18 protein-coding genes and 1 pseudogene are annotated in these 20,624 nt (G+C 71.0%); 7 read left to right on the top strand and 12 right to left on the bottom strand.

From position 1 onward, the window contains the following. Window positions 1-15: 15 nt before the first annotated feature. The 8 genes from EV279_RS02265 to EV279_RS02230 form a co-directional block, all read right to left on the bottom strand. The gene (locus tag EV279_RS02265) at window positions 16-915 is read right to left on the bottom strand and encodes an ABC transporter permease subunit (RefSeq protein WP_133541317.1); all 900 of its coding nucleotides are present in this window, start codon (window positions 913-915) and stop codon (window positions 16-18) included. Further along, entirely contained in the window at window positions 912-1,718 is an 807-nt protein-coding gene (locus tag EV279_RS02260) for an ABC transporter permease subunit (RefSeq protein WP_133541316.1), read from the bottom strand. The genes EV279_RS02265 and EV279_RS02260 overlap by 4 nt, the downstream gene beginning before the upstream one ends. A 2-nt stretch (window positions 1,719-1,720) precedes the next feature. Beyond that, complete coding sequence (locus EV279_RS02255; protein ID WP_208109451.1) at window positions 1,721-2,542, bottom strand: ABC transporter ATP-binding protein; 822 nt, start codon at window positions 2,540-2,542, stop codon at window positions 1,721-1,723. A gap of 5 nt (window positions 2,543-2,547) precedes the next feature. After that, window positions 2,548-3,657, bottom strand: coding sequence for an ABC transporter substrate-binding protein (locus tag EV279_RS02250; protein WP_133541315.1), 1,110 nt, complete (start codon window positions 3,655-3,657; stop codon window positions 2,548-2,550). A gap of 129 nt (window positions 3,658-3,786) precedes the next feature. Further along, window positions 3,787-6,540 (bottom strand): molybdopterin cofactor-binding domain-containing protein, encoded by a 2,754-nt coding sequence (locus tag EV279_RS02245; RefSeq protein WP_133541314.1) that lies wholly within the window; start codon window positions 6,538-6,540, stop codon window positions 3,787-3,789. Continuing rightward, window positions 6,537-7,367: an FAD binding domain-containing protein gene (locus tag EV279_RS02240; RefSeq protein ID WP_133541313.1), complete on the bottom strand. Its 831-nt coding sequence runs from the start codon at window positions 7,365-7,367 to the stop codon at window positions 6,537-6,539. Before EV279_RS02240 ends, EV279_RS02245 begins: the two co-directional genes overlap by 4 nt. Before the next feature lie 10 nt (window positions 7,368-7,377). Continuing rightward, a complete protein-coding gene (locus EV279_RS02235; protein WP_133541312.1) occupies window positions 7,378-8,736 on the bottom strand; it encodes an 8-oxoguanine deaminase in 1,359 nt (452 codons plus the stop codon). Then, window positions 8,733-9,803, bottom strand: a complete 1,071-nt coding sequence (locus EV279_RS02230) for an XdhC/CoxI family protein (RefSeq protein ID WP_133541311.1) — start codon at window positions 9,801-9,803, stop codon at window positions 8,733-8,735. Before EV279_RS02230 ends, EV279_RS02235 begins: the two co-directional genes overlap by 4 nt. Window positions 9,804-9,853: 50 nt before the next feature. Between EV279_RS02230 and EV279_RS02225 the strand changes: the two genes are divergently transcribed. Next, window positions 9,854-10,432, top strand: a complete 579-nt coding sequence (locus EV279_RS02225) for an NTP transferase domain-containing protein (protein ID WP_133541310.1) — start codon at window positions 9,854-9,856, stop codon at window positions 10,430-10,432. 17 nt (window positions 10,433-10,449) lie between these two features. On the opposite strand, the gene EV279_RS02220 is transcribed toward EV279_RS02225, so the two are convergent. Then, window positions 10,450-11,379, bottom strand: a complete 930-nt coding sequence (locus EV279_RS02220; protein WP_243728401.1) for a 2-hydroxyacid dehydrogenase — start codon at window positions 11,377-11,379, stop codon at window positions 10,450-10,452. 140 nt (window positions 11,380-11,519) lie between these two features. Between EV279_RS02220 and EV279_RS02215 the strand changes: the two genes are divergently transcribed. After that, window positions 11,520-11,924, top strand: coding sequence for a DUF1761 domain-containing protein (locus tag EV279_RS02215; RefSeq protein ID WP_279526913.1), 405 nt, complete (start codon window positions 11,520-11,522; stop codon window positions 11,922-11,924). Window positions 11,925-12,145: 221 nt separating this feature from the next. On the opposite strand, the gene purQ is transcribed toward EV279_RS02215, so the two are convergent. Both purQ and purS read right to left on the bottom strand, forming a co-directional pair. After that, window positions 12,146-12,853, bottom strand: coding sequence for a phosphoribosylformylglycinamidine synthase subunit PurQ (purQ, locus tag EV279_RS02210; RefSeq protein ID WP_133541309.1), 708 nt, complete (start codon window positions 12,851-12,853; stop codon window positions 12,146-12,148). Beyond that, window positions 12,850-13,098, bottom strand: coding sequence for a phosphoribosylformylglycinamidine synthase subunit PurS (purS, locus tag EV279_RS02205; RefSeq protein ID WP_133541308.1), 249 nt, complete (start codon window positions 13,096-13,098; stop codon window positions 12,850-12,852). The genes purQ and purS overlap by 4 nt, the downstream gene beginning before the upstream one ends. A gap of 227 nt (window positions 13,099-13,325) precedes the next feature. On the opposite strand from purS, the gene EV279_RS02200 reads away from it, so the two are divergent. The 5 genes and pseudogenes from EV279_RS02200 to EV279_RS02180 form a co-directional block, all read left to right on the top strand. Further along, window positions 13,326-14,588: an ABC transporter substrate-binding protein gene (locus tag EV279_RS02200; protein WP_133541307.1), complete on the top strand. Its 1,263-nt coding sequence runs from the start codon at window positions 13,326-13,328 to the stop codon at window positions 14,586-14,588. Between the two features lie 91 nt (window positions 14,589-14,679). Then, window positions 14,680-15,699: a sugar ABC transporter permease gene (locus EV279_RS02195; RefSeq protein ID WP_243728588.1), complete on the top strand. Its 1,020-nt coding sequence runs from the start codon at window positions 14,680-14,682 to the stop codon at window positions 15,697-15,699. Beyond that, window positions 15,696-16,610, top strand: coding sequence for a carbohydrate ABC transporter permease (locus EV279_RS02190; protein ID WP_133541306.1), 915 nt, complete (start codon window positions 15,696-15,698; stop codon window positions 16,608-16,610). Before EV279_RS02195 ends, EV279_RS02190 begins: the two co-directional genes overlap by 4 nt. A gap of 32 nt (window positions 16,611-16,642) precedes the next feature. Next, on the top strand, window positions 16,643-18,112 hold the full coding sequence (locus EV279_RS02185; protein WP_133544505.1) for a GH1 family beta-glucosidase: 1,470 nt from the start codon (window positions 16,643-16,645) through the stop codon (window positions 18,110-18,112). Window positions 18,113-18,130: 18 nt separating this feature from the next. Further along, window positions 18,131-19,147 (top strand): annotated as a pseudogene (locus EV279_RS02180) (LacI family DNA-binding transcriptional regulator); the annotation flags it as partial. Between the two features lie 32 nt (window positions 19,148-19,179). Here EV279_RS02180 and EV279_RS02175 read toward each other — a convergent pair. Next, complete coding sequence (locus tag EV279_RS02175) at window positions 19,180-20,511, bottom strand: solute carrier family 23 protein (RefSeq protein ID WP_133541304.1); 1,332 nt, start codon at window positions 20,509-20,511, stop codon at window positions 19,180-19,182. Window positions 20,512-20,624: the final 113 nt, after the last annotated feature.

The following is a 20,624-nucleotide window of genomic DNA, read 5'->3' as shown; positions in this document are numbered from 1 at the left end:
GTTCCGTCGCCCTGATCAGCGCGTCGCCCCGGCCATCCCCATGCGGGTGAGCACGATGCTCTCGGCCACCTGCACGATGTTGTAGAGCACGAGCGTGATGAGGGTGATGATCGCGATCGCGCCCCACAGCTGCGCAAACTGCGCCTGCGCGTTGAACTTCAGGATCGCGCCGCCGATGCCGAGGCCCGTCGACAGCCACTCCGCCAGCAGGGCGCCGGTGACGGCACCGGGAACGGAGACCCGGGCCGCGGCGAACACCGACGGCAGAGCGCCCGGCAGGTTCACCTTGCGCAGCGCCATGACGCGGCTGCCGCCGAAGACGTGGACGACGTCGAGACTCTGCCTGCTGGCACGACCGAGTCCGAACAGGACGTTCGCGAGGGCGGGGAAGAGCACCACGATCGTGCCGATGACGGCGACGGACGCCGTCGTCCCACGCCCCGTGATCAGGATGATGACGGGGGCGATCGCAACGAGCGGGATCGTGCGGAGGAGGAGCACGAGCGGCATGACTCCCGCCTCGACCGACCGCGAAAGGCTGAACGCGATCGCCAGCACGATCGCGACGGCCATGCCGACGACGAACCCGATGGCGGAGTCGGCGAGGGTCTGCCACACGAGCGGGAAGAGCGCGTCACGGTGCTCGGCGGCGTCCTCGTCGACGAAGAGGTAGTTCGAGACGTCGAGCGGACCCTTCGCGACGTACGGCGAGATGCCGGTGAGACTCACGACCGCCTGCCACAGCACGAGCAGGACGACGAGGGTGATCAGGGCGTTGCCGAGGGCCTTGAGCACGGCCCGGCGGAGCGCGCGGGTGCGGTCGGCGCGCAGGCGCGCCTGCGCGGCGGCATCCGCGGCGCCCCCGTCGGCGATCGCGACGGAAGGGGTGTCGACCTGCTCGGTGCTCCGTGTCATGACTGCCTCCCGGCGACCCAGGGTGTGACGATCCTCACCAGCAGCCCCATGAGCCCGTATCCGACGAGCGCGAAGACCCCGCACAGGAGGAACACCGACCAGACGCCGGCCGAGTCGAGCTGACCCTGCAGGCGGATGAGGGTGGGGCCGACTCCCGCGGTGATCGACCCGAGGTACTCGCCCAGTACCGCGCCCAGGAAGGCGGTCGGCACCGCGATCTGCAGCGCGTTGAGGATCGAGGGGAGCGCCGCGATGAGCCGCACCTTCGTGAGCTGCATCCAGGCGCTCCCCCCGAAGACGCGCACGACGTCGAGCGAGGCCTTGTCGGCGGACCTGAAGCCGAGGATCGAGCCGACGACGGTCGTGAAGACGCACACGATCGCGGCGAGGAAGATCGCGGTCGCGGACGGGTCGCCGGGGTTCTTGGCGCCCCCCACGACGACGACCGAGATGCCGCCGATCGCCACGATCGGAAGGCAGTACGTCACGACGGCGATCTGCGTCACGAGCGTCTCGAGCCGCGGCAGGAGCAAGACGAGGGTCGCGAGCACGAGGGCGATGCCGTTGCCCCACAGATACCCGATCGCCGCTGCGGTGATCGTGGGCTCGAAGACGTTCCACGCGCCCAGGATGTTGCCCTGCACGAAGAGCCAGTCGAACACCGCGAACGGCGAGGGGACCGGCGTGAACGACGTGCCCTCCTGCTGCCGGAACGCCAGCAGCGAGAAGAGCCACCACAGCAGAATCAGCCCGGCACCGCCGAGGAGGGCCGCGGCCCAGCCCGGCAGACGTACGCGGGTCACGGTCAGGCCTCCGCCTCGGCGCGCCCGTCGCTGCCGAAGAGCAGCTCGGAGGCACGGTCGACGAGGGCGTGGAACTTCGGAGTGCGCATCATCTCGGGCGTGCGCGGGCGGGGGAGGTCGACTTCGATGATCTCCTTGATCCGCCCGGGCCGCGGCGACATCACGGCGACGCGATCGGCGAGGAAGATCGCCTCGCTGATGCCGTGCGTCACGAGGAGGGTCGTCGCCGGCTTCTCGGTCCAGATCCGCAGGAGCTCGAGGTTGAGGTTCTGGCGGGTCATGTCGTCGAGCGCGCCGAACGGCTCGTCGAGCAGGAGCACCGAGGGCTTGAGGACGAGCGCGCGGGCGATCGAGGCGCGCTGGCGCATGCCGCCCGACAGCTGGGCGGGCTTGGCCGTCGCGAAGTCCGTGAGCCCCACGAGGTCGAGAAGCTCGTCGACGTACGCGCGGTCGACAGCGCGACCGGCGACCTCGAACGGCAGCTCGATGTTCTTGCGGATGCTGCGCCATGGAAGGAGCGCGTGATCCTGGAAGGCGATGCCCAGCTCGCTTCCGGCGCGCATCTGATCGGGCGTCTCGCCGTCGACGAGCACGGATCCGGTCGAGGGATGCTCGAGCGCGGCGAGGATGCGCAGGATCGTCGACTTGCCGCAGCCCGAGGGCCCGAGGAGCGCCAGGAACGACCCCTTGTCGGTGTGCAGGTCGGTGTCCTGCAGCGCGAGCAGCGACTTCCCTCCGCGCAGCGCGAAGGACTTCGAGACTCCGGCGATCTGGATGCCGGTGCCCACGCGGGCACCGGCATCCAGGTTCTCTGAGATGGTCATGATCCCTAGGGGAGGTAGTCCTTGAGCTCCGGCTGCTCCTCGTAGATCTCGTCGATGATCGACGTGTCGAAGAGCTGGTCGGCCTCGAGCTCCCACCCGGAGGCCTCGAGCGACGCGAGGGTCTGCTCCTGGAGGTCGTCCGAGATCGTGAAGAGGCCGTTCGCCTCGGTCTCGTCGGTGGAGATGAGAAGCTTCTCCGCCTCGAGCGCCATCGCCGTCTTCTCGGGATCGAGGTCGCCGAAGGTCAGGTCGCCCGCGGCCGCCGACTCGTTGTAGTACTTCACGACGAGGTCGACGGTGGCATCGGTCGGCTCCGTGAAGACGTCGGTCCAGCCCTTGATCTCGGCGATCAGGAAGGCCTTGAGGAGGTCCTTGTTCTCGGCGAGGTACTGGTCCGTCACCGAGAACGTCTCGGCGACGTAGGGCAGGCCGTTCTCGGCGTAGGCGAGGTTGGTCACGGGGTAGCCGGCGAGCTCGACCGTGATCGCCTCGTTGGTGAGGTAGGCCATGAAGCCGTCGACCTCGCCGTTGATGAGCGGGGTCGGGTCGAAGTCGACGGGCACGATGGTGAGCTCGCTCTCGTCGATGCCGTTCGCGGCCAGGAGCGCCTTGAACACCGAGGCGTTGGAGTCCTGAACGCCGATCTTCTTGCCGATCAGATCCTCGGGCGTCTCGATGTCACCGCCGTCCTGCAGCGAGAGGATCGTGAAGGGGTTCTTCTGGAACGTCGCGCCGATGATCTTCAGCGGCGCGTCCTGCTCGGCGATCGCCGCGCCGATCGAGGCGGCGTCGCTGAGGGCGACCTGCACCGAGCCGGAGAGGAGCTTCGCGACCCCCGTGTCGGGGCCGGCGACGCCGGTCACCTCCGAGAAGCCCGCCTCGTCGTAGTAGCCGTTCTCGTACGCGTAGAACTCGCCCGCGAACTCCTCGTTCTTGATCCAGGAGTACTGCACGCTGATGTCGCCGTACGACGCGGCCTCGCCGCTGGCACCCGATGCGGGCGCTCCGCTGGACGAGGCGCACGCGCCGAGGACGAGGCTGGATGCGGCGAGTGCGGCCGCGAGGGCGACGATGCGGACGCGGATGCCGCGGCGCGCTGTGGTGGGTGATGCCATCGGGTACCCCTTCAGGGTGGAAGCTGGACTTCCCGACGCTATTGCCCGCACGTTTCCGCTCTGCCGTCGGAGTGTTTCGGCGGTGTGACACTCTGACCGCCGTGGTGGCCGGGCTCCCGCGGGCGCCGCTCAGCGGGAGTCGTCGCGCATCGACCGTGCCGCCCGCCAGACCCGGTCGCGTGAGAACGGCTGCGCGTACAGCCGGGTGCCGAGTGCGCGCGAGATGGCGTTGCCGATCGCGGGAGCGACCGGGTTGTACGGCGATTCGCTCATGGACTTGGCGCCGAACGGACCCAGGTCGTCCGACGTCGAGGCGAAGTAGACCTCCGTCTCGGGGATGTCGGCCATCTGCGGCACGCGGTACGTCCGGAAGACCGGGTTCTTCACCTCGCCGCGCTCGACGTAGACCTCCTCGTAGAGCGCACTGCCGATCCCCTGAGCCGCGCCGCCCTCCACCTGTCCGCGGCACTGGGCCGGGTTCATGACGAAGCCGGCGTCCGCGGCCTGAATCGACTGCAGGACCCGGACCGTGCCGGTCTCGGGGTCGACGGCGACACGCGCCGCATGCACGTTGAACACGAGCGAGCGGAGATCGCCGAATTCGCGGCCCTCCGCGACGAGTCCCTCCGCCGATCGCTCGGCCTCGGGCGCCTCCGCCACGATGCGTGCGAAGCCCACCGTGCCCCCGGGGGTGCGCACGCCGTCGCTCGCGAGGACGCAATCGGCGGGGTCGGCGTCCGCGAGCTCCGCGGCGATCCGCAGCATCCGCGATCGCAGCGTCGTGCAGGCGGCGTGGAGGGCCTTGCCCGCGACGGTGATGCCCGCCGACGCGAAGGCGCCGGTGTCGTGGCGGACGGCGTCGGTGTCGGCGTGGCGCAGCTCCAGGCGGTCGAAGGATGCCTCCAGCACCGTCGCCGCGATCTGCCGGTGCACGGTCGTGGTGCCGTTGCCGAACTCCGCCGTGCCGGCTGCCAGCACGTAGGTGCCGTCGGGGCGGAGGGTCGCCGTCGTGTGCGAGATGTGCCCTCCGGGGGCCATCGTCGACAGCATCCCGAGCGCCATGCCCTCTCCGACGAGCCATCCGGGCGGCGCCTCGACGCCGTTGCCGCGGGCGAGGGCGTCCTGCGCGAGATCCAGGCACTGGTCGAGGCCGTAGCTGCCCCACACGAGACCCTGCTCGTAGTCGTCCTCGGTCTCGTGCAGGCGGTCGCCCTTCTTTACGGCATTGCGCCGGCGCAGCGCGAACGGGTCCATGCCCAGACGCACGGCCAGCATGTCCATCGCCGACTCGATCCCGAGGATCACCTGCCCGAGCCCGTAGCCGCGGAACGCGCCCGACGGCACGTTGTTCGTGTAGACGACCTCCGCGTCGACCCGCTTGATCGGGCACTTGTAGACCGCGATCGACTCGGCGCACGCGTGGAACAGCACGCCGATCGCATGGTTGCCGTACGCGCCCGTGTCGCTCAGGACGTCGACCTTCATCGCCGTGAGCGCCCCGTCGGCGGTCGCTCCGAGTGACACGGCGACGCGCATGGGATGCCGCAGCGACGCGCGACGGAACTCCTCGGTCCGCGAGAACTCGTACGCGACGGGCCGCCCCGTGCGCAGCACGGCGAGGGCGACGAGGTCTTCCGTGAAGATCTCCTGCTTGCCGCCGAAGCCGCCGCCGAGCCGCGCGGCGAGAACCCGGACGCGGTCCTGCGGCAGATCGAACACGCGTGCGAGCTCGTCGCGCGTCAGGAAGGGCACCTGCGTGCTGGAGCGGATGACGAGGCGTCCGTCGTCGTCGAGCCAGCCGATCGAGCCGTGCGTCTCGAGCTGCGCGTGCGACACCCGCTGGGTCTGCCACGCCCCGCTCACCGTGACCTCGCTCGCGGCGAGCGCGGCATCGACGTCGCCGCCGAACCCGTCGTGGAGGCCCGCGATGACGTTGCGCGAGGCCTCGGCCACGCGGTCCTCCGGCGTGCGATCGGGGTGGACGAGGGGAGCGCCGGGCTGCCGCGCCTCCTCGGGGTCGAAGACGGCGGGAAGGACCTCGTAATCGACGCGGATCCTCCGCAGGCCCTCCTCCGCCGCGGCAGTGGTCTCCGCGACGACCGCGGCGACGCGCTGTCCGATGTGGCGCACGACGTCGTCGAGGAGCCGCAGGTCGTCGGGGTCGTCTTCGCGGTGCTCATGGCGCGCGCTGGAGTACCGCCCGGGCGGCGCGTCCTCGTGCGTGAAGACCGCGACGACGCCGGGCACCGCCCGCGCCGCCGAGGCGTCGATGCGGGTGATGCGCGCGTGCGCGTGGGGCGACCCGAGGGCGCGAAGGACGAGGGCGCCGGGCACGACGGTGTCGAACGTGAAGGGCTCGAGGCCCTGCACGACGCGTCGGGCGGCCTCCGGTCGCGCGGACTGCCCGACGCGCCCCTCGGTCGTGGCAGGCGCGCCCGTTGCGCGGACCGGCCCGAGGACCGATCGCGTGATCGCCTCGCGGATCGGGCGGTAGCCGGTGCAGCGGCACAGGTTGCCCTTCATGCGCCGCTCGAGGTCGGGCAGGTCGTCGGCGCACAGGGTCGATGCGGTGACGGCGATGCCCGGCGTGCAGAACCCGCACTGGAAGCCGAAGCTCTCGACCAGCGCCTCCTGGACGGCGTGCAGGTCGTCGCCCGGTGCGAGCGCGGCCGCCGTCGTGACGCTCGCTCCCTCGACCCGCTGCGCGGGGATGATGCAGGAGTGCACGGGCGTGCCGTCGAGGAGCACGGCGCACGCGCCGCAGTCTCCCGCGTCGCACCCCTTCTTCACCTCGGAATGGCCCTGCTCGCGAAGGAGCGTCCGGAGGCACTGACCGGCGCGGGGTTCGACGTCGGCGGCCCGGCCGTTGATCTCGAGCCTCATGCGGCCAGCTCCCGGCGGATGCGCTCGGCCAGCACGCCAGCGACCCCTCGGCGCCAGTCCGCCGGCCCGAGCGGGTCGGTGTAGTAGCCCGGTGCCGCGGCGACGTCGGCCGCAAGGAGCTCCGCCTCGGGCAGCCGGGCGTATCGCAGCACGACGGGGGAGGCGGTGGCGGCCGTCACGGCGAACACGGCGGCCCCGTCCTCGTCGACGCGGCCGGTGACGACCGCGCCCGAGCGGCCGAGCTCGGCGAGCGCGATCTTGCGGAGCAGGATGCGGCTTCTCAGCGCCGCCGCCGGCAGCTCGACGGCGCGCAGCACCTCACCGCGAGCAAGCGCGTTCTCGGCGTCACCGGTCACCAGGTCTGCCACGGGCACGCGGCGCTCGCCGCCTCCGGGCGTCCACACGACCGCGACCCCGTCGAGTCCCGCCGTCAGCGACGTCATGGCACCCGCGGCGAACGACTGGCAGATGTTCCCCCCCACCGTGGCGGTGTTCCAGATCTTGAACGAGGCGAGGAGGGCGTTCGCGGCGTCGGGCACGACCGCCAGAGCGGTCCACTCGGCCGGGCGTGCCGGGGCATCCGTCGTCCGTCCCCGTGCCCACGCGACGAGGTGCGCGATCGTGCACGTCGCGCCGATGCGCAGTCCCTCCTCCGTCGTCTCCAGCGCGGGCCAGTCGAGAGTCGTGAGATCGACGAATCCCGTCGTGCCGGGCTGGGGCTCGCTCATGAGCCACGTGCCGCCCGCGAGGAACACCTCGCCGGGAGCCAGCGCGAGGTCTTCGCGCGTGCGCGCACGGCGGAACGTGGTGACGCTGTCGATGTCCACGGTTGCCCCGCTAGCCCCGCGCCGCGAGCTCTCGGGCCGCCGCCGCGACCTCTTCCGCGATGGTCCGCTCCTCCGCCGTGACGAGCTCGCCGTCGACCACGACGGCTCGCCCTCCGACGAACAGCCGGTGCACGGGCGGCATCGCGCCGAGGCCGAGCGCCGCGACGGGATCCAGGATGCCGGCATGCTCGACGCCGTCGACGCGCCAGACCGCGATGTCGGCGAGCTTCCCGGGCTCGAGCGACCCGATCTCCTCGTGGCGGCCGAGCACGCGCGCGCCGCCGGCGGTGGCGATCCGCAGGGCGTCGCGCACGCTGAACGAGTCGGCGCCCGTGCGCAGCCGATTCATGAGCACCGCCTCGCGGATCTCCACGCCCAGCTGCCCGGATTCGTTCGAGGCGGCACCGTCGACGCCGAGCCCGACCGGAACCCCGGCACGCAGGAGTTCGCGGACGGGGGCGATGCCCGCCGCGAGCCGGCCGTTCGACGAGGGACAGTGCGCCACTCCCGTGCCGGTCGCGGCGTAGCGCGCGATCGCGGGACTGTCGAGGTGCACGCCGTGCGCCATCCACACGTCGTCGCCGAGCCAGCCGAGGTCATCGAGGTACTGCGTGGGCGTCTTCCCGAAGTGCTCGGCGCAGTACGCGTCCTCCTCGACGGTTTCGGACGCGTGCGTGTGCAGTCGCACGCCCAGGCTCCGTGCGAGGGCTGCGGCCTCGCGCAGCAGGTCGGCCGTCACCGAGAAGGGCGAGCACGGCGCGATCGCGACGTGCACGAGCGACCCGAACGCCGGATCGTGCCACCGCTCGACCGCCTCCTGCGACGCCGCGAGCGCGGCATCCGTCGTCTCGACGGCGAAGTCCGGCGGCAGGCCGCCCTGCGAGGCGCCGAGGTCCATCGACCCGCGGGTCGCGTGCAGGCGCACCCCCACGCGCGCGGCGGACTCGACGATCGCGCCGACGATGTCGCCGGAGCCGCGCGGGAAGATGTAATGGTGGTCGCCGACCGTCGTGCAGCCCGAGCGCGCGAGCACGGCCATCGCGCCGGCGGCACCGGCCCGCGTGAGGTCGGCGTCGATCCGGGCCCACAGCGGGTACAGCGCGGTCAGCCAGTCGAAGAGGATCGCGTCCTGCGCGTAGCCACGCGTGAGCCACTGGTACAGGTGGTGGTGGGTGTTGACCAGCCCCGGTGTGACGAGGCATCCGCGCGCGTCGACGACCTCGGCGTCTTCGCGAACGGCGACGGGCGCCGGACCCGCGCCGACCGCGGCGATCAGGCCCTCGTCGATGACGACATGGCCCTCGCGGTGCTCGGTCCCGGCGGCGTCGACCGTCGCGACGTAGCCGCCCTCGACGATGGTGCGGCTCATCGGCGGACCTCGGCTGGCTCTTCGCGGGTGACGGATGCCTCGTCCCGCCGGTGCAGGGCGCCGGCGCGTTCGCGCAGCGGTGCCCCGGAGCCGCCGTGGCGGGACGCGACGATCTCGGCGAGCACCGACAGGGCGGACTCCTCGGGGGTCGAGCCGCCGAGATCGAGCCCGAGCGGAGAGTGCAGCCGAGCGAGGGTGACCTCGTCGAGGCCGCGCTCGCGAAGCAGGCGCAGCCGATGCGCGACGGTCGACCGGGCGCCCATCGCGCCGACGAAGCCGACCGGGAGGGTCAGGGCGGTCGCGATCGCGGGAACGTCGACGCGCTCGTCGTGGGTCAGGACGCACACGGCCGTGCGGGGGTCGAGGCCCGCCGGATCGAGCGCGGCCAGCCACTCGTGGGGAACGGCGGCGACGACCTCGTCGGCGGTGGGGAAGCGCTCGGGGGTCACCAGGAGCGGCCACACGTCGCACACCGACACCCGCCAGCCCGCGGCCGAGCCGATGCGGGCGAGGGCCGCGGCGTGCTCGCCGGCGCCGACGAGAAGGAGGCGGGGGCGCGGGGCGGCGGAGAGGACGAGCGTGGGATGCTCGCCGGGCAGGAGCCGGCTCTCGCGGTAGGCGACGCACTGTCCGAGCGGCGTCGCGAGCTCGATCCCGTCCGTGATGCGCTCCACGCCGCCGTCGTCGCGGATCGCGATCGTGACCGGCCGGTCGGCGGCGGCGTCCTCGAGGGCGCCGCGGGCCGCGGCATCCGTCGCCCGGACCCGGTACGCGATCACCTCGACCGATCCGCCGCACGCGAGGCCGGCGGCGTGCGCCGTCTCGTCGCTGAAGCCGAAGCTCGCCGTGCGGGCCTCTCCGGTGGCGAGGACGGCGAGGGCGAGCGCGATCGACTCGCCCTCGACGCAGCCGCCGGAGATCGAGCCGATGACCGCGCCGTCTCCGGTGACGGCCATGGAGGCGCCGACGCCGCGCGGCGCGCTGCGCGCGACCCTCGTCACCGTGACGACCGCTACGTCCTCGCCGCGGCGGAGCACGGGGAGGAGGTCCCGAGCTGATTCGAGCATGTCGTCACCCTAATCGCGGAGTGTTACCCGCGCGCTACGCTGTCGTGTCCATGAGCGATTCCCCCGCCGTCGCCGGCCTCGTGCTCGCCGCCGGCGCGGGCACCCGGTTCGGCGGCCCCAAGGCGCTCGCCCGCACCGCGGACGGGACGCCGTGGGTCGCGCTCGCCGTCTCGTCGCTGGCGGATGCCGGCTGCCGGGAGGTCGTCGTCGCGCTGGGCGCCGGCGCGGACGACGCGCGCGCCCTGGTCCCCGCGCGCGCCGACGTGGTCGTCATCGACCACTGGGCCGAGGGTCTGTCGGCGACGCTGCGCGCGGCGCTTCCCGAGGCCGCGCGGCGTGCCGACGCCGTCGTCGTGGTCCCCGTCGACACGCCGGAGATGCCGTCGGAGGTCGTGCGGCGGATCGTCGCCGCGGCCGGCGCGGCCGGCGCGGCCCTTCGCGGGGCACTCGTGCAGGCGGTGTACCACGGCGTGCCGGGGCATCCCGCCCTCCTCGGCTCGGGTCACATCGACGACCTCACGCGCACGCTGTCGGGTGACCGCGGCGCTCGCGCCTACCTCGTCGCGCACGGGGTCACCGACGTGGAGTGCGCCGACATGTGGTCGGGCGCGGACCACGACGTGCCCTGACGGCGCGCCGGGGCGCGTCAGCCGATGACGACGTTCTCGAGCTCCTCGCCGCGGCGCAGATGCTCGATCTGGCGCTTCACCAGGCGCGCGATGCGCGGCCGCATGGCGGTGGATGCTCCGCCGACGTGCGGCGAGACGAGCACGCCGGGAAGACCCCAGAGCGGGTGCCCCTCCGGAAGCGGCTCGGGGTCGGTGACGTCCAGTGCCGCACGGATCCGGCCGCGTCGGACGTGGTCGACGAGGGCGCCGGTGTCGATGAGCGGCCCCCGTCCCACGTTCACGACGAGCGCGCCGTCGGGAAGGGCGGACAGAAATGCGTCGTCGATGATGTGCTCCGTCGCCTCCCCGCCGGGGAGGGACGCGATCACGATCTCGGCCTGCGGGAGGAGCGTCGGCAGCTCGTCGACGCCGTGCACCGGCATCCCGTCCTCGTCCCTCGCTCTGCTCGCGACGGCGAGGAGCTCGACCTCGAACGGCAGCAGGCGGGCGGCGACGGCCTTGCCGATGCCGCCGAAGCCGAGCAGCAGCACGCGCCGGTCGGCGAGGCTCTCGGCGAAGACGGGCTTCCACCGCCCGCGGGCCGTGTCGACCGCGAAGGCGTCGAGCTGACGCTGCGACGCGAGGGTCAGGGCGACGGCGAGCTCGGCTGTCGACGTCTCGTGCACCGTCGTGGCGTTCGCGAAGCGGAGGTGAGGCGGCAGCACATCCGCCACGCCCTCGTAGCCGATCGACTGCCCCTGCACGAGGCCGACCTCGACGCCGTCGAGGCGCTCCAGCACCTTCGCCATCTTCATGTACGGCGGCACGACGAGGTCGAACGCCGGGCGCGGCGCGGGCTCGTCCATCGGCCACACGACGACCTCGACCCCGTCGGGGAGCGGATCGAGATCGCGGGCGAGCTCTTCGGTGGGCACGGAGACGACGAGTGACCGGATGCTGCTGCTCACCCGTCCACGCTACCGGCGCGGTGCGGGGTCGGCGCGGTGCGGGGCCGGGGCAGCGCGGCGGCGCTACTCTCGCGCCAGCGGCCGCCGCAGGGAGCGGCGCGGCGAGGAGGCGAGGATGGTCCGAGATCAACTACTGGGCGGTGCTGCTGGCGACCGCTTCGAGCATGATCGTCGGCACGATCTGGTACAGCCCCAGGGTCTTCGGCACGCGATGGTCCAGGCTCGCGAACGTCGACATGGACCGCCCCGGAGCGACGGCGCTGGTGCCGATCCTCGTGACGGTGCTCGTGAGCTTCGTCACCGCGTGGGTGCTCGCGGGGTCGACCGCGATCGCGTGGCACTTCTACGGCGGCAGCTGGCTGTGGGGCGCGATCGTCACGAGCGTGGCCCTGTGGGCGGGGTTCACGGCGGCGCGCTTCATCACGCACGACGCCTTCGAGGGGCGTCCGTCGTCGCTCACGGTCCTCAACATCGCGCACGAGCTCGTGACCGTGCTCGTGATGGCGATCATCCTGGGGGTCTGGCCGCCCGCCGGCACCGTCTGACCCCGCCGGGCCGTGCGGGACTCGACGCGTCGTCGCCGGGACAGGCGATCTCGCGAAAGCAGGACGTGTGATCGACCACACGTCCTGTGCTCGCGAGATCTCCTGTTTCCGCGCGCTCGACACCCGCGCGGCTGATCCCGCGAGGGGCGGATGCCGCCTCCGGTCGTCGAGCGGACGGATGCCGCGGCCCTGCCGAGGCGGTGAGCCCCGGGGTCAGTGCTCTATGCCGCGGAGCCGACGACGGCCGCGAGGGCCGAGGTGAAGAACGACAGGCCGTCCACGCCCGACCGCATCGCGGCGGGGGTGTCGGGGCCGAAGCCCGGCTCGACGGCGTGCTCGGGGTGGGGCATGAGGCCGACGACGTTGCCGCGCTCATTGGTGAGGCCGGCGATGTCGTCGATCGAGCCGTTGGGGTTGACGCCGACGTAGCGGAAGGCCACCAGGCCCTCGCCCTCGACGCGGGCGCGCGTCTCGGCGTCGGCGATGTAGCCGCCGTCGCCGTTCTTGAGCGGGATGATGATCTCCTGGCCCTCGGTGAAGTCGCTCGTCCAGGCGGTCGAGGTGTTCTCGACGCGCAGGCGCTGGTCGCGGCAGATGAACTGCTGATGGGCGTTGCGGATGAGGCCGCCCGGCAGGAGATGCGCCTCGACCAGCATCTGGAAGCCGTTGCAGATGCCGAGGATGGGCATCCCCTTGGCCGCGGCATCCTTCACCTCCGCCATGATCGGCGCGAGCGCCGCGATCGCTCCGGCGCGCAGGTAGTCGCCGTAGCTGAAGCCTCCGGGGAGCACGAGCGCGTCGACGCCCTGAAGGTCGTGGTCGCCGTGCCAGAGGGCGACCGGATCGCCTCCGGCGATCCGGACAGCGCGCTGCGCGTCGCGGTCATCGAGCGAGCCCGGGAAGGTGATGACTCCGACGCGGGCGGTCACTCGACCACCTCGATCCCGACCACGTCTTCGATGACCGAGTTCGACAGTACGTCGTCCGCGACCCTGCGCACCGTGTCGAGCAGCGCCTCGTCGACCTCGCCCTCGATAGCGAGCTCGAAGCGCTTGCCGATCCGGACACCGCTGAATCCGGAGACGCCGATCCGGTCGAGCGCGCCGGCGACCGCCTTCCCCTGCGGGTCCAGCAGCTCGGCCTTGGGCATGACGTCGACGACGATGGTGGGCATACGAACGCTCCGGATGTCGGGAGGATGGTCCTTCCAGTCTACGGGGCGGCGGAAACCCGGCCCGCGGGCGGGCGTGACCGAACTGTGACCGATTCGTGGGAGCGCTCCCTTGACATCCGTGGGAGCGATCCCATAACGTCGCTCCCGTCCGGTGAGAGCGCTCCCACGACCCCGATCCACGTCCCGTGGCGGCGTCCTCGAACTTGCCCCACACAAAGGAGTGACACGTGAAATCACGCGCACTGCGGCGCATCACCGTTGCGACGGCCGCCGCATCCATCTCCGCCATCGCCCTTGCCGGGTGCGCTGGCGGCGGAAGCACCCCCGCCGAGTCGGCGGACGCCGACTCCATCACGCTGGCGACGTTCAACGACTTCGGCTACACCGACGAGCTGCTCGCGGAGTTCACCGAGGAGACGGGCATCGAGGTCGTCCACAACAAGGCGGCGACGTCGAACGACGCCCGCGCCAACTTCTTCCAGAAGCTCGGCAAGGAGGGCCTCGCCGACGTCGAGGCCGTCGAGATCGACTGGTTCGCCGAGATGATGCAGTACTCCGACCTGCTCGCTCCCGTGTCCGACGACCTCAAGGGCCGCTGGCTGGACTGGAAGGAGGCGTCGGCCACCGACGCCGGTGACAACCTGGTCGCCTACGGCACCGACATCGGTCCGCAGGGCGTCTGCTACCGCAAGGATCTCTTCGCCGCCGCCGGGCTGCCGACCGACCGCGCGGAGGTTGCGGGCCTGTTCGGCACGTGGGACGACTTCTTCGAGGTCGGCGCCCAGTACAAGGAGGCGACCGGCAAGCCCTTCATCGACTCGGCCAACGCCGTTCTCCAGGGCCTGATGAACCAGATGGAGATCACGTACGAGGAGGAGGACGGCACGATCGTCGCCACCGAGAACCCCGATGTGCAGGAGGCGTACGACACCGTCGTCGAGAAGGCCGTTCCGATCGCGGCGTACGCGGGTCAGTGGAGCGAGGACTGGTTCGCATCCCTCGCCAGCGGCGAGTTCGCCGCGATGCTCTGCCCGGGCTGGATGCTCGGGGTCATCTCGGGCAACGCGCCCGACACGACCGACTGGGACATCGCGGACGCCTTCCCGGGCGGCGGCGGCAACTGGGGCGGGTCGTACCTCGTCGTCCCCGCCAACGGCGCCAACGTCGAAGCCGCTCAGAAGCTCGCCGACTGGCTGACCTCCCCCGAGACGCAGATGAAGGCGTTCGCCAACGCCGGCACCTTCCCGAGCCAGCTCGAGGCGCTCGAGAGCGACGAGCTCGCGGCCGCGACCAACGAGTACTTCCAGGATGCGCCGACGGGTGAGATCCTCACCAACCGGGCGGCAGCCATCGAGGTCGCCCCGTACAAGGGCGCGAAGTACTTCCAGTACCACGACGCCCTGCAGAACGCCGTGACGCGCGTCTTCGACGGTCTCGAGGACCAGCAGACGAGCTGGAACACCTGGGTCACCGAGGTCTCGGCCTTCTGATCCTCCCGGGGTGCGGGTCGCCGACGCGGCCCGCACCCCCGCCATCCCTCGACGAAGGACGACTGTGACCGCTACAGATTCGCGCCCCGTGGTGCGCAACCACGCCGACGACGCGCCTCCTCGACCGCCCCGCGTCCTGTCGTTCTCGCAGCGACTGAGCAAGTGGGACCTGAAGGTCTCGCCGTACCTCTACATCTCGCCGTTCTTCATCCTGTTCGCGCTCGTGGGCCTGTTCCCGATCGTCTACACCGCGGTGATCTCGTTCATGGACTGGGACCTCGTCCGCGGTTCGGGAACCTTCGTCGGCTTCGACCAGTACATCTGGATCCTCACGCAGCCCCACTTCTGGACTGCGCTGCGCAACACCTTCAGCATCTTCCTGCTGTCGACGATCCCCCAGCTCGTGGCGGCCCTCTTCATCGCCGCCGTCCTCGACCGCAACCTCCGCGCCAAGACCTTCTGGCGCATGAGCGTGCTGCTGCCGTTCGTCGTCGCCCCGGTCGCCGTCGGCCTCATCTTCACCGCGATCTTCGCCGACAACATCGGACTCGTGAACACGTGGCTCGGCGACCTCGGCCTTCCCGCCATCCCGTGGCACAAGGATCCGTTCTGGAGCCACGTCGCGATCGCCACCATGGTCAACTACCGCTGGACCGGCTACAACGCGCTGATCCTCCTCGCGGCCATGCAGGCCGTCAACCGCGACTACTACGAGGCCGCGACCGTCGACGGGGCGGGTGTGGTGCGCCAGTTCTTCTCGATCACGCTGCCCTCGCTCAAGCCGACGCTCATCTTCGTCATCATCACCTCGACGATCGGCGGTCTGCAGATCTTCGACGAGCCGCGCGTGTTCGACCAGTTCGGCCGCGGTGGAGCCGGCCAGCAGTGGCTCACGATTGCGCTCTACCTGTACGACATCGGGTGGGGCCAGTGGAACTTCGGTCGCGCGGCCGCCATGGCGTGGATCCTCTTCCTCATCATCGTCCTCGTCGGCGTGGTGAATCTGCTCCTGACGCGCACCTTCGTGCGTGACGAGGGGCTGCGCTCGGAGCTCACCAAGCGCCAGCAGAAGGAACTCGCCAAGCAGGCGAAGAAGGAGGTGTCGGCATGAGCCTCAGCATGCCCCCCGCGATCGCGGTCGTGGAGTCGATCCCGAACGAGCCCAAGCGCCGTCGCAACGAGCGTCGCGCCACCCGCATCCGCGGCTCGCGCCCCACCTTCTGGACGTACCTGATCCTCACCGTCGTCTTCCTCGTCGGGCTGTTCCCCCTGTACTGGTCGTTCATCATCGGATCGGGGGATGCCTCGAGCCTCCGCCGCCCGTTCGGCTGGATCCCCGGCGCGAACTTCATCGCGAACGCGCAGGCCGTCGCGGGCAACGAGGCGGTCAATTTCTGGATCGCGCTGTGGAACTCGATCTACAGCTCGACCCTCATCGCCGCGGCCGTGGTCATCACGTCGACCCTCGCGGGCTGGGCCTTCGCGAAGCTGCGCTTCCTCGGCGGACCGGCTCTTCTCATCTTCGTCGTCGCGACGATGGCCGTGCCGGCCCAGCTCGGCGTCGTGCCCCTCTACATCCTCTTCTCGGAGTTCGGCTGGACGGGCCAGATCGGCGCGATCATCATCCCCGCCGTCACGAGCGCGTTCGGCGTGTTCTGGATGACGCAGTACCTGCGCCAGGCCGTGCCGGACGAGCTCATCGAAGCGGCGCGCGTGGACGGGGCATCCATGATCCGCACGTTCTGGACCGTCGGCGTGACCGCCGCCCGTCCGGCCGCGGCGATGCTGTTCCTCTTCACCTTCGTGGGCGCGTGGAACAACTTCTTCTGGCCGTTCATCGTGCTCGACCGGCAGAACCCGACGCTTCCCGTCGCGCTGTCGCTGCTGCAGTCCAACTACTTCGTCGACTACTCGATCGTCCTGGCCGGCGTCGTGCTGGCGACCATCCCCCTGCTCCTGCTCTTCATCTTCGCCGGCAAGCAGCTGGTGAGTGGGATCATGGCCGGAGCCGTGAAGGGCTGATCATGACGTTCCTGAGAGAGGACACCGCGCACATGACCGCGACCGAGGGGCGACGGTTCCCGACCGACTTCCTGTTCGGCGCCGCGACGGCCGCATACCAGATCGAGGGGGCCGCGTTCGAAGATGGGCGCCGGGCTTCGATCTGGGATGCCTTCAGCCGCGTGCCCGGAGCCGTCATCAACGCCGACAACGGCGACGTCGCGTGCGACCACTATCACCGCTACCGCGAGGACGTGTCGCTCATGAAGCGCATGGGCCTGCAGACGTACCGCTTCTCGACGTCGTGGTCGCGTGTCCGCCCCGACGGCGGGCCGCTCAACGCGAAGGGCGTCGACTTCTACAGCCGGCTCGTCGACGAACTCCTCGCCGCCGACATCCTGCCGTGGCTCACGCTCTATCACTGGGATCTCCCGGAGGCTCTTCAGGACAAGGGCGGCTGGGCGAGCCGCGACACCGCCGACCTCTTCACCGAGTACGCGCTCGACATGCACGACGCGCTCGGCGACCGCGTGAAGGTCTGGACGACGCTCAACGAGCCGTGGTGCTCGTCGTTCCTCAGCTACACGGCGGGGCTGCACGCACCCGGCCACTACAGCGTGACCGAGGGGCTCCTGGCCGCACACCACCTGCTCCTCGGTCACGGCCAGACGGTGCGGGCGCTGCGCGAGCGGGACGACTCCCTCGAGCTCGGGATCACCCTGAACCTCACCGTCGCCGACCCGGCCGACCCGGCCAAGCCCGACGACGTCAACGCCGCCCGACTCATCGACGGCCAGTTCAACCGCTGGTTCCTCGACCCGGTGTTCCTCGGGTCCTACCCGGCCGACATCGTCGAGGACATCCGGGAGGTGGATGCCGCGGCCGTCGACGCGCTCGAGCAGGCCGTCCGACCGGGAGACCTCGACACGATCGCGACGCGGATCGACGCGCTGGGCGTGAACTACTACCACGGCGAGCTCGTCGGCGGCACGCCGTCGCCCACCCCGCCGCAGGGCGGCGACGCGCCGACCGAGCGGCTCGGCCATTCTCCCTTCCCGGCCTCGGCCGACGTGTACTGGTACGACCGGGGGCTCCCGCGCACCTCGATGCACTGGGAGGTGCAGCCCGAAGGGCTGTCGCGCCTGCTGAAGCGCGTCTCGGACGAGTACGCCGCGCCCGCCGGCACGGTGCTGTACGTGACCGAGAACGGCGCCGCCTACGACGACGAGCCGGTCCCCGGCGCCGACGGCGAGGTGCGCGTGCACGACTCCGAGCGCACCGGGTTCCTGCGCGGACACCTCGGGGCGATCCTCGACGCCATCGAGGACGGCGTGGGTGTGCGGGGCTACTTCTACTGGTCGATGCTCGACAACTTCGAGTGGGCCTGGGGGTACGAGAAGCGCTTCGGGATCGTCCGCGTCGACTACGACACCCAGGAGCGTTCGGTGAAGGACAGCGGACGGGAATACTCTCGGATCATCGCCGCCCGAGCCCTGGGCCCGGAGCTCGGCGCAGACGCCTGAACCCGGAGGGAAGCTGCCTCCATGAGCACCGACACGTCACGCCTCGCGGTGACGATCGAAGAGGTCGCCGCCGCGGCGGGGGTCTCCCGATCGACCGTCTCGCGCGTGGTGAACGGCTCGACGGCCGTGAGCCCGACGGCCCTGGAGGCCGTGCAGCGTGCGATCGCCGACCTGAACTACGTGCCGAACCGCGCGGCGCGGTCGCTCGCGAGCCGCCAGACGCAGGCGATCGGGCTCGTCGTGCCCGAGGACACCACGCGGTTCTTCGGCGACCCGTTCTTCGCGTCGATCGTGTCGGGCATCAACGCCCGGCTCAATCGCTCGGACTATGTGCTGAACCTCTTCATCGCGAGCGACGACCCCGGCGACAAGACCACGAGCTACGTGCGCAGCGGCGCCGTCGACGGTGCGATCATCGTGTCGCACCACACGAGCGACACGTTCATCGATCGCATCGCCGCCGCCGTCCCCGTGGTCTACGGCGGGCGCCCTGTGCGCGAGCGCGAGCGCGACTACTACGTCGACGTCGACAACGTGCGCGGCGGGCGGGATGCCACGGCCTACCTGCTCGCGCGGGGCCGGCGCCGGATCGGCACGATCACCGGTCCGCTCACGATGCCCGCGGGGGTGGACCGCCTCGAGGGCTACCGGCAGGCGCTCGCCGCCGCGGGCTTGGACGAGGAGGTCGTCGAGGACGGCGGCTTCACCGCCGACGGAGGCGCCGACGCGATGCGCCGCATCCTCGACAGGGGCGCCGCTCCGGACGCGCTGTTCGTCGCGAGCGACCTCATGGCTCGCGGCGCACTGTCCGTCATCGCGGCAGCCGGCATGCGCGTGCCCGACGACATCGCGATCATCGGCTTCGACGACTCGCCCGTCGCCACGTCGGTGACACCGCAGCTCACGACGATGCGTCAGCCTTCGTTCGATCAGGGCGAGCGGATGGCGAGCGTGCTGCTCGACATCCTCGCCGGGAAGTCCCCGCGCCACGTGACGATCCTCGACACCGAGCTGATCGTCCGCGACTCGGTCTGACCGCAGTCTCGGCTTCCGCCGCCGGGACGGGGTCAGCGGGGCCCGTCCAGCGGGTCGCCGCCGATGGGGCCGACCGCGGGGATCGGGCCGCCGTCGTCGGCACCGGTCTTGCGCCAGCGGGCGATGGCGTTGCCGAGGTGGTAGATGAGCAGGGCCGCGGCGGCGCCGAGGACGATCGCGCCGAGCTGGAAGTCGCCCCACTGCATCGTGAACCCGGCGATCGCGATGACGAGGGCGACAGCCGCCGTGTACTGATTGACGGGCCGCGAGAAGTCGACGCGGTTGTCGACCCAGATCTTGATGCCGATGATCCCGATGAGGCCGTAGAGCGCGGTCGTCACACCGCCGAGGACCCCCGGCGGCACGGAGTTGAAGACCGCGCCGATCTTCGGCGAGAGGCTCAGGAGGATCGCCGCGGCGCCCGCGACCCAGTAGGCCGCGGTCGAATAGACGCGCGTGGCCGCCATGACGCCGATGTTCTCCCCGTACGTCGTCGTGCCCGAACCCCCGAAGAGACCAGCCAGGGTCGTGGCCGCGCCGTCGGCGATGAGCGCGCGTCCGGTGTACCTGTTGACCGAGGCATCCGTCATCGTCGCGACTCCGCGCACGTGGCCGACGTTCTCGGCGACGAGCACGAGCACGACCGGGAGGAACATCGCGATGACCGACCATGTGCCGGCCGAGGCGAAGTCGGCGATGTGGAACTCGGGGAGGCCGACCCACGCCGCCTCTTCCACGGCCGTGTAGTCGATCTGTCCCGAGAGCGCGGCCACGATGTAGCCGATCACGACGCCGAGGAAGATCGAGATGCGGCCGAGGAACCCGCGGAACAGCACGCTGCAGAGGATGACGGCCACGAGCGTCACGGTCGCGGTGAACGGCTGCTGCTGGAAGTTGGTCCAGGCGACGGGCGCGAGGTTGAAGCCGATGAGGGCGACGATCGCACCCGCGACGACGGGCGGCATGAGCTTGTCGACCCACCCCACGCCGGCGAACTGGACGACGAAGCCGATGGCGGCGAGCAGGATGCCGACCGCGACGATGCCCGCGAGGGCCGAGCCCATGCCCGCTGTCGCGGTCGCCGCGGTGACCGGCGCGATGAAGGCGAAGGACGAGCCGAGGTAGCTGGGCAGCCGGTTGCGCGTGATCAGGAGGAAGAGGATCGTGCCGATGCCCGAGAAGAGCAGCGTCGTCGACACCGGGAAGCCGGTGAGCACGGGGACGAGGAAGGTCGCACCGAACATCGCGATGACGTGCTGCACGCCGATGGCGACGGTCGCCCCCCAGTTGAGGCGCTCGTCGGGCTTCACCACCTTGCCGGGCTCTACGGTGCGGCCGTTTCCATGCAGGGACCAGACGGGCATGCGAGCTCCTCGGAGGACGGGGCGGACGTACCACGTCACGATACCTGGGAGTTCGCTGAGAGCGGACACGCTCTCGCTGCGCGGTCCCGTCGCGCAGCCGGCGGCGGCCGGGC

This window comes from Microbacterium sp. BK668 (genome assembly GCF_004362195.1).
Taxonomy (GTDB): domain Bacteria; phylum Actinomycetota; class Actinomycetes; order Actinomycetales; family Microbacteriaceae; genus Microbacterium.
This window is presented reverse-complemented; position numbering and strand designations above follow the sequence as displayed.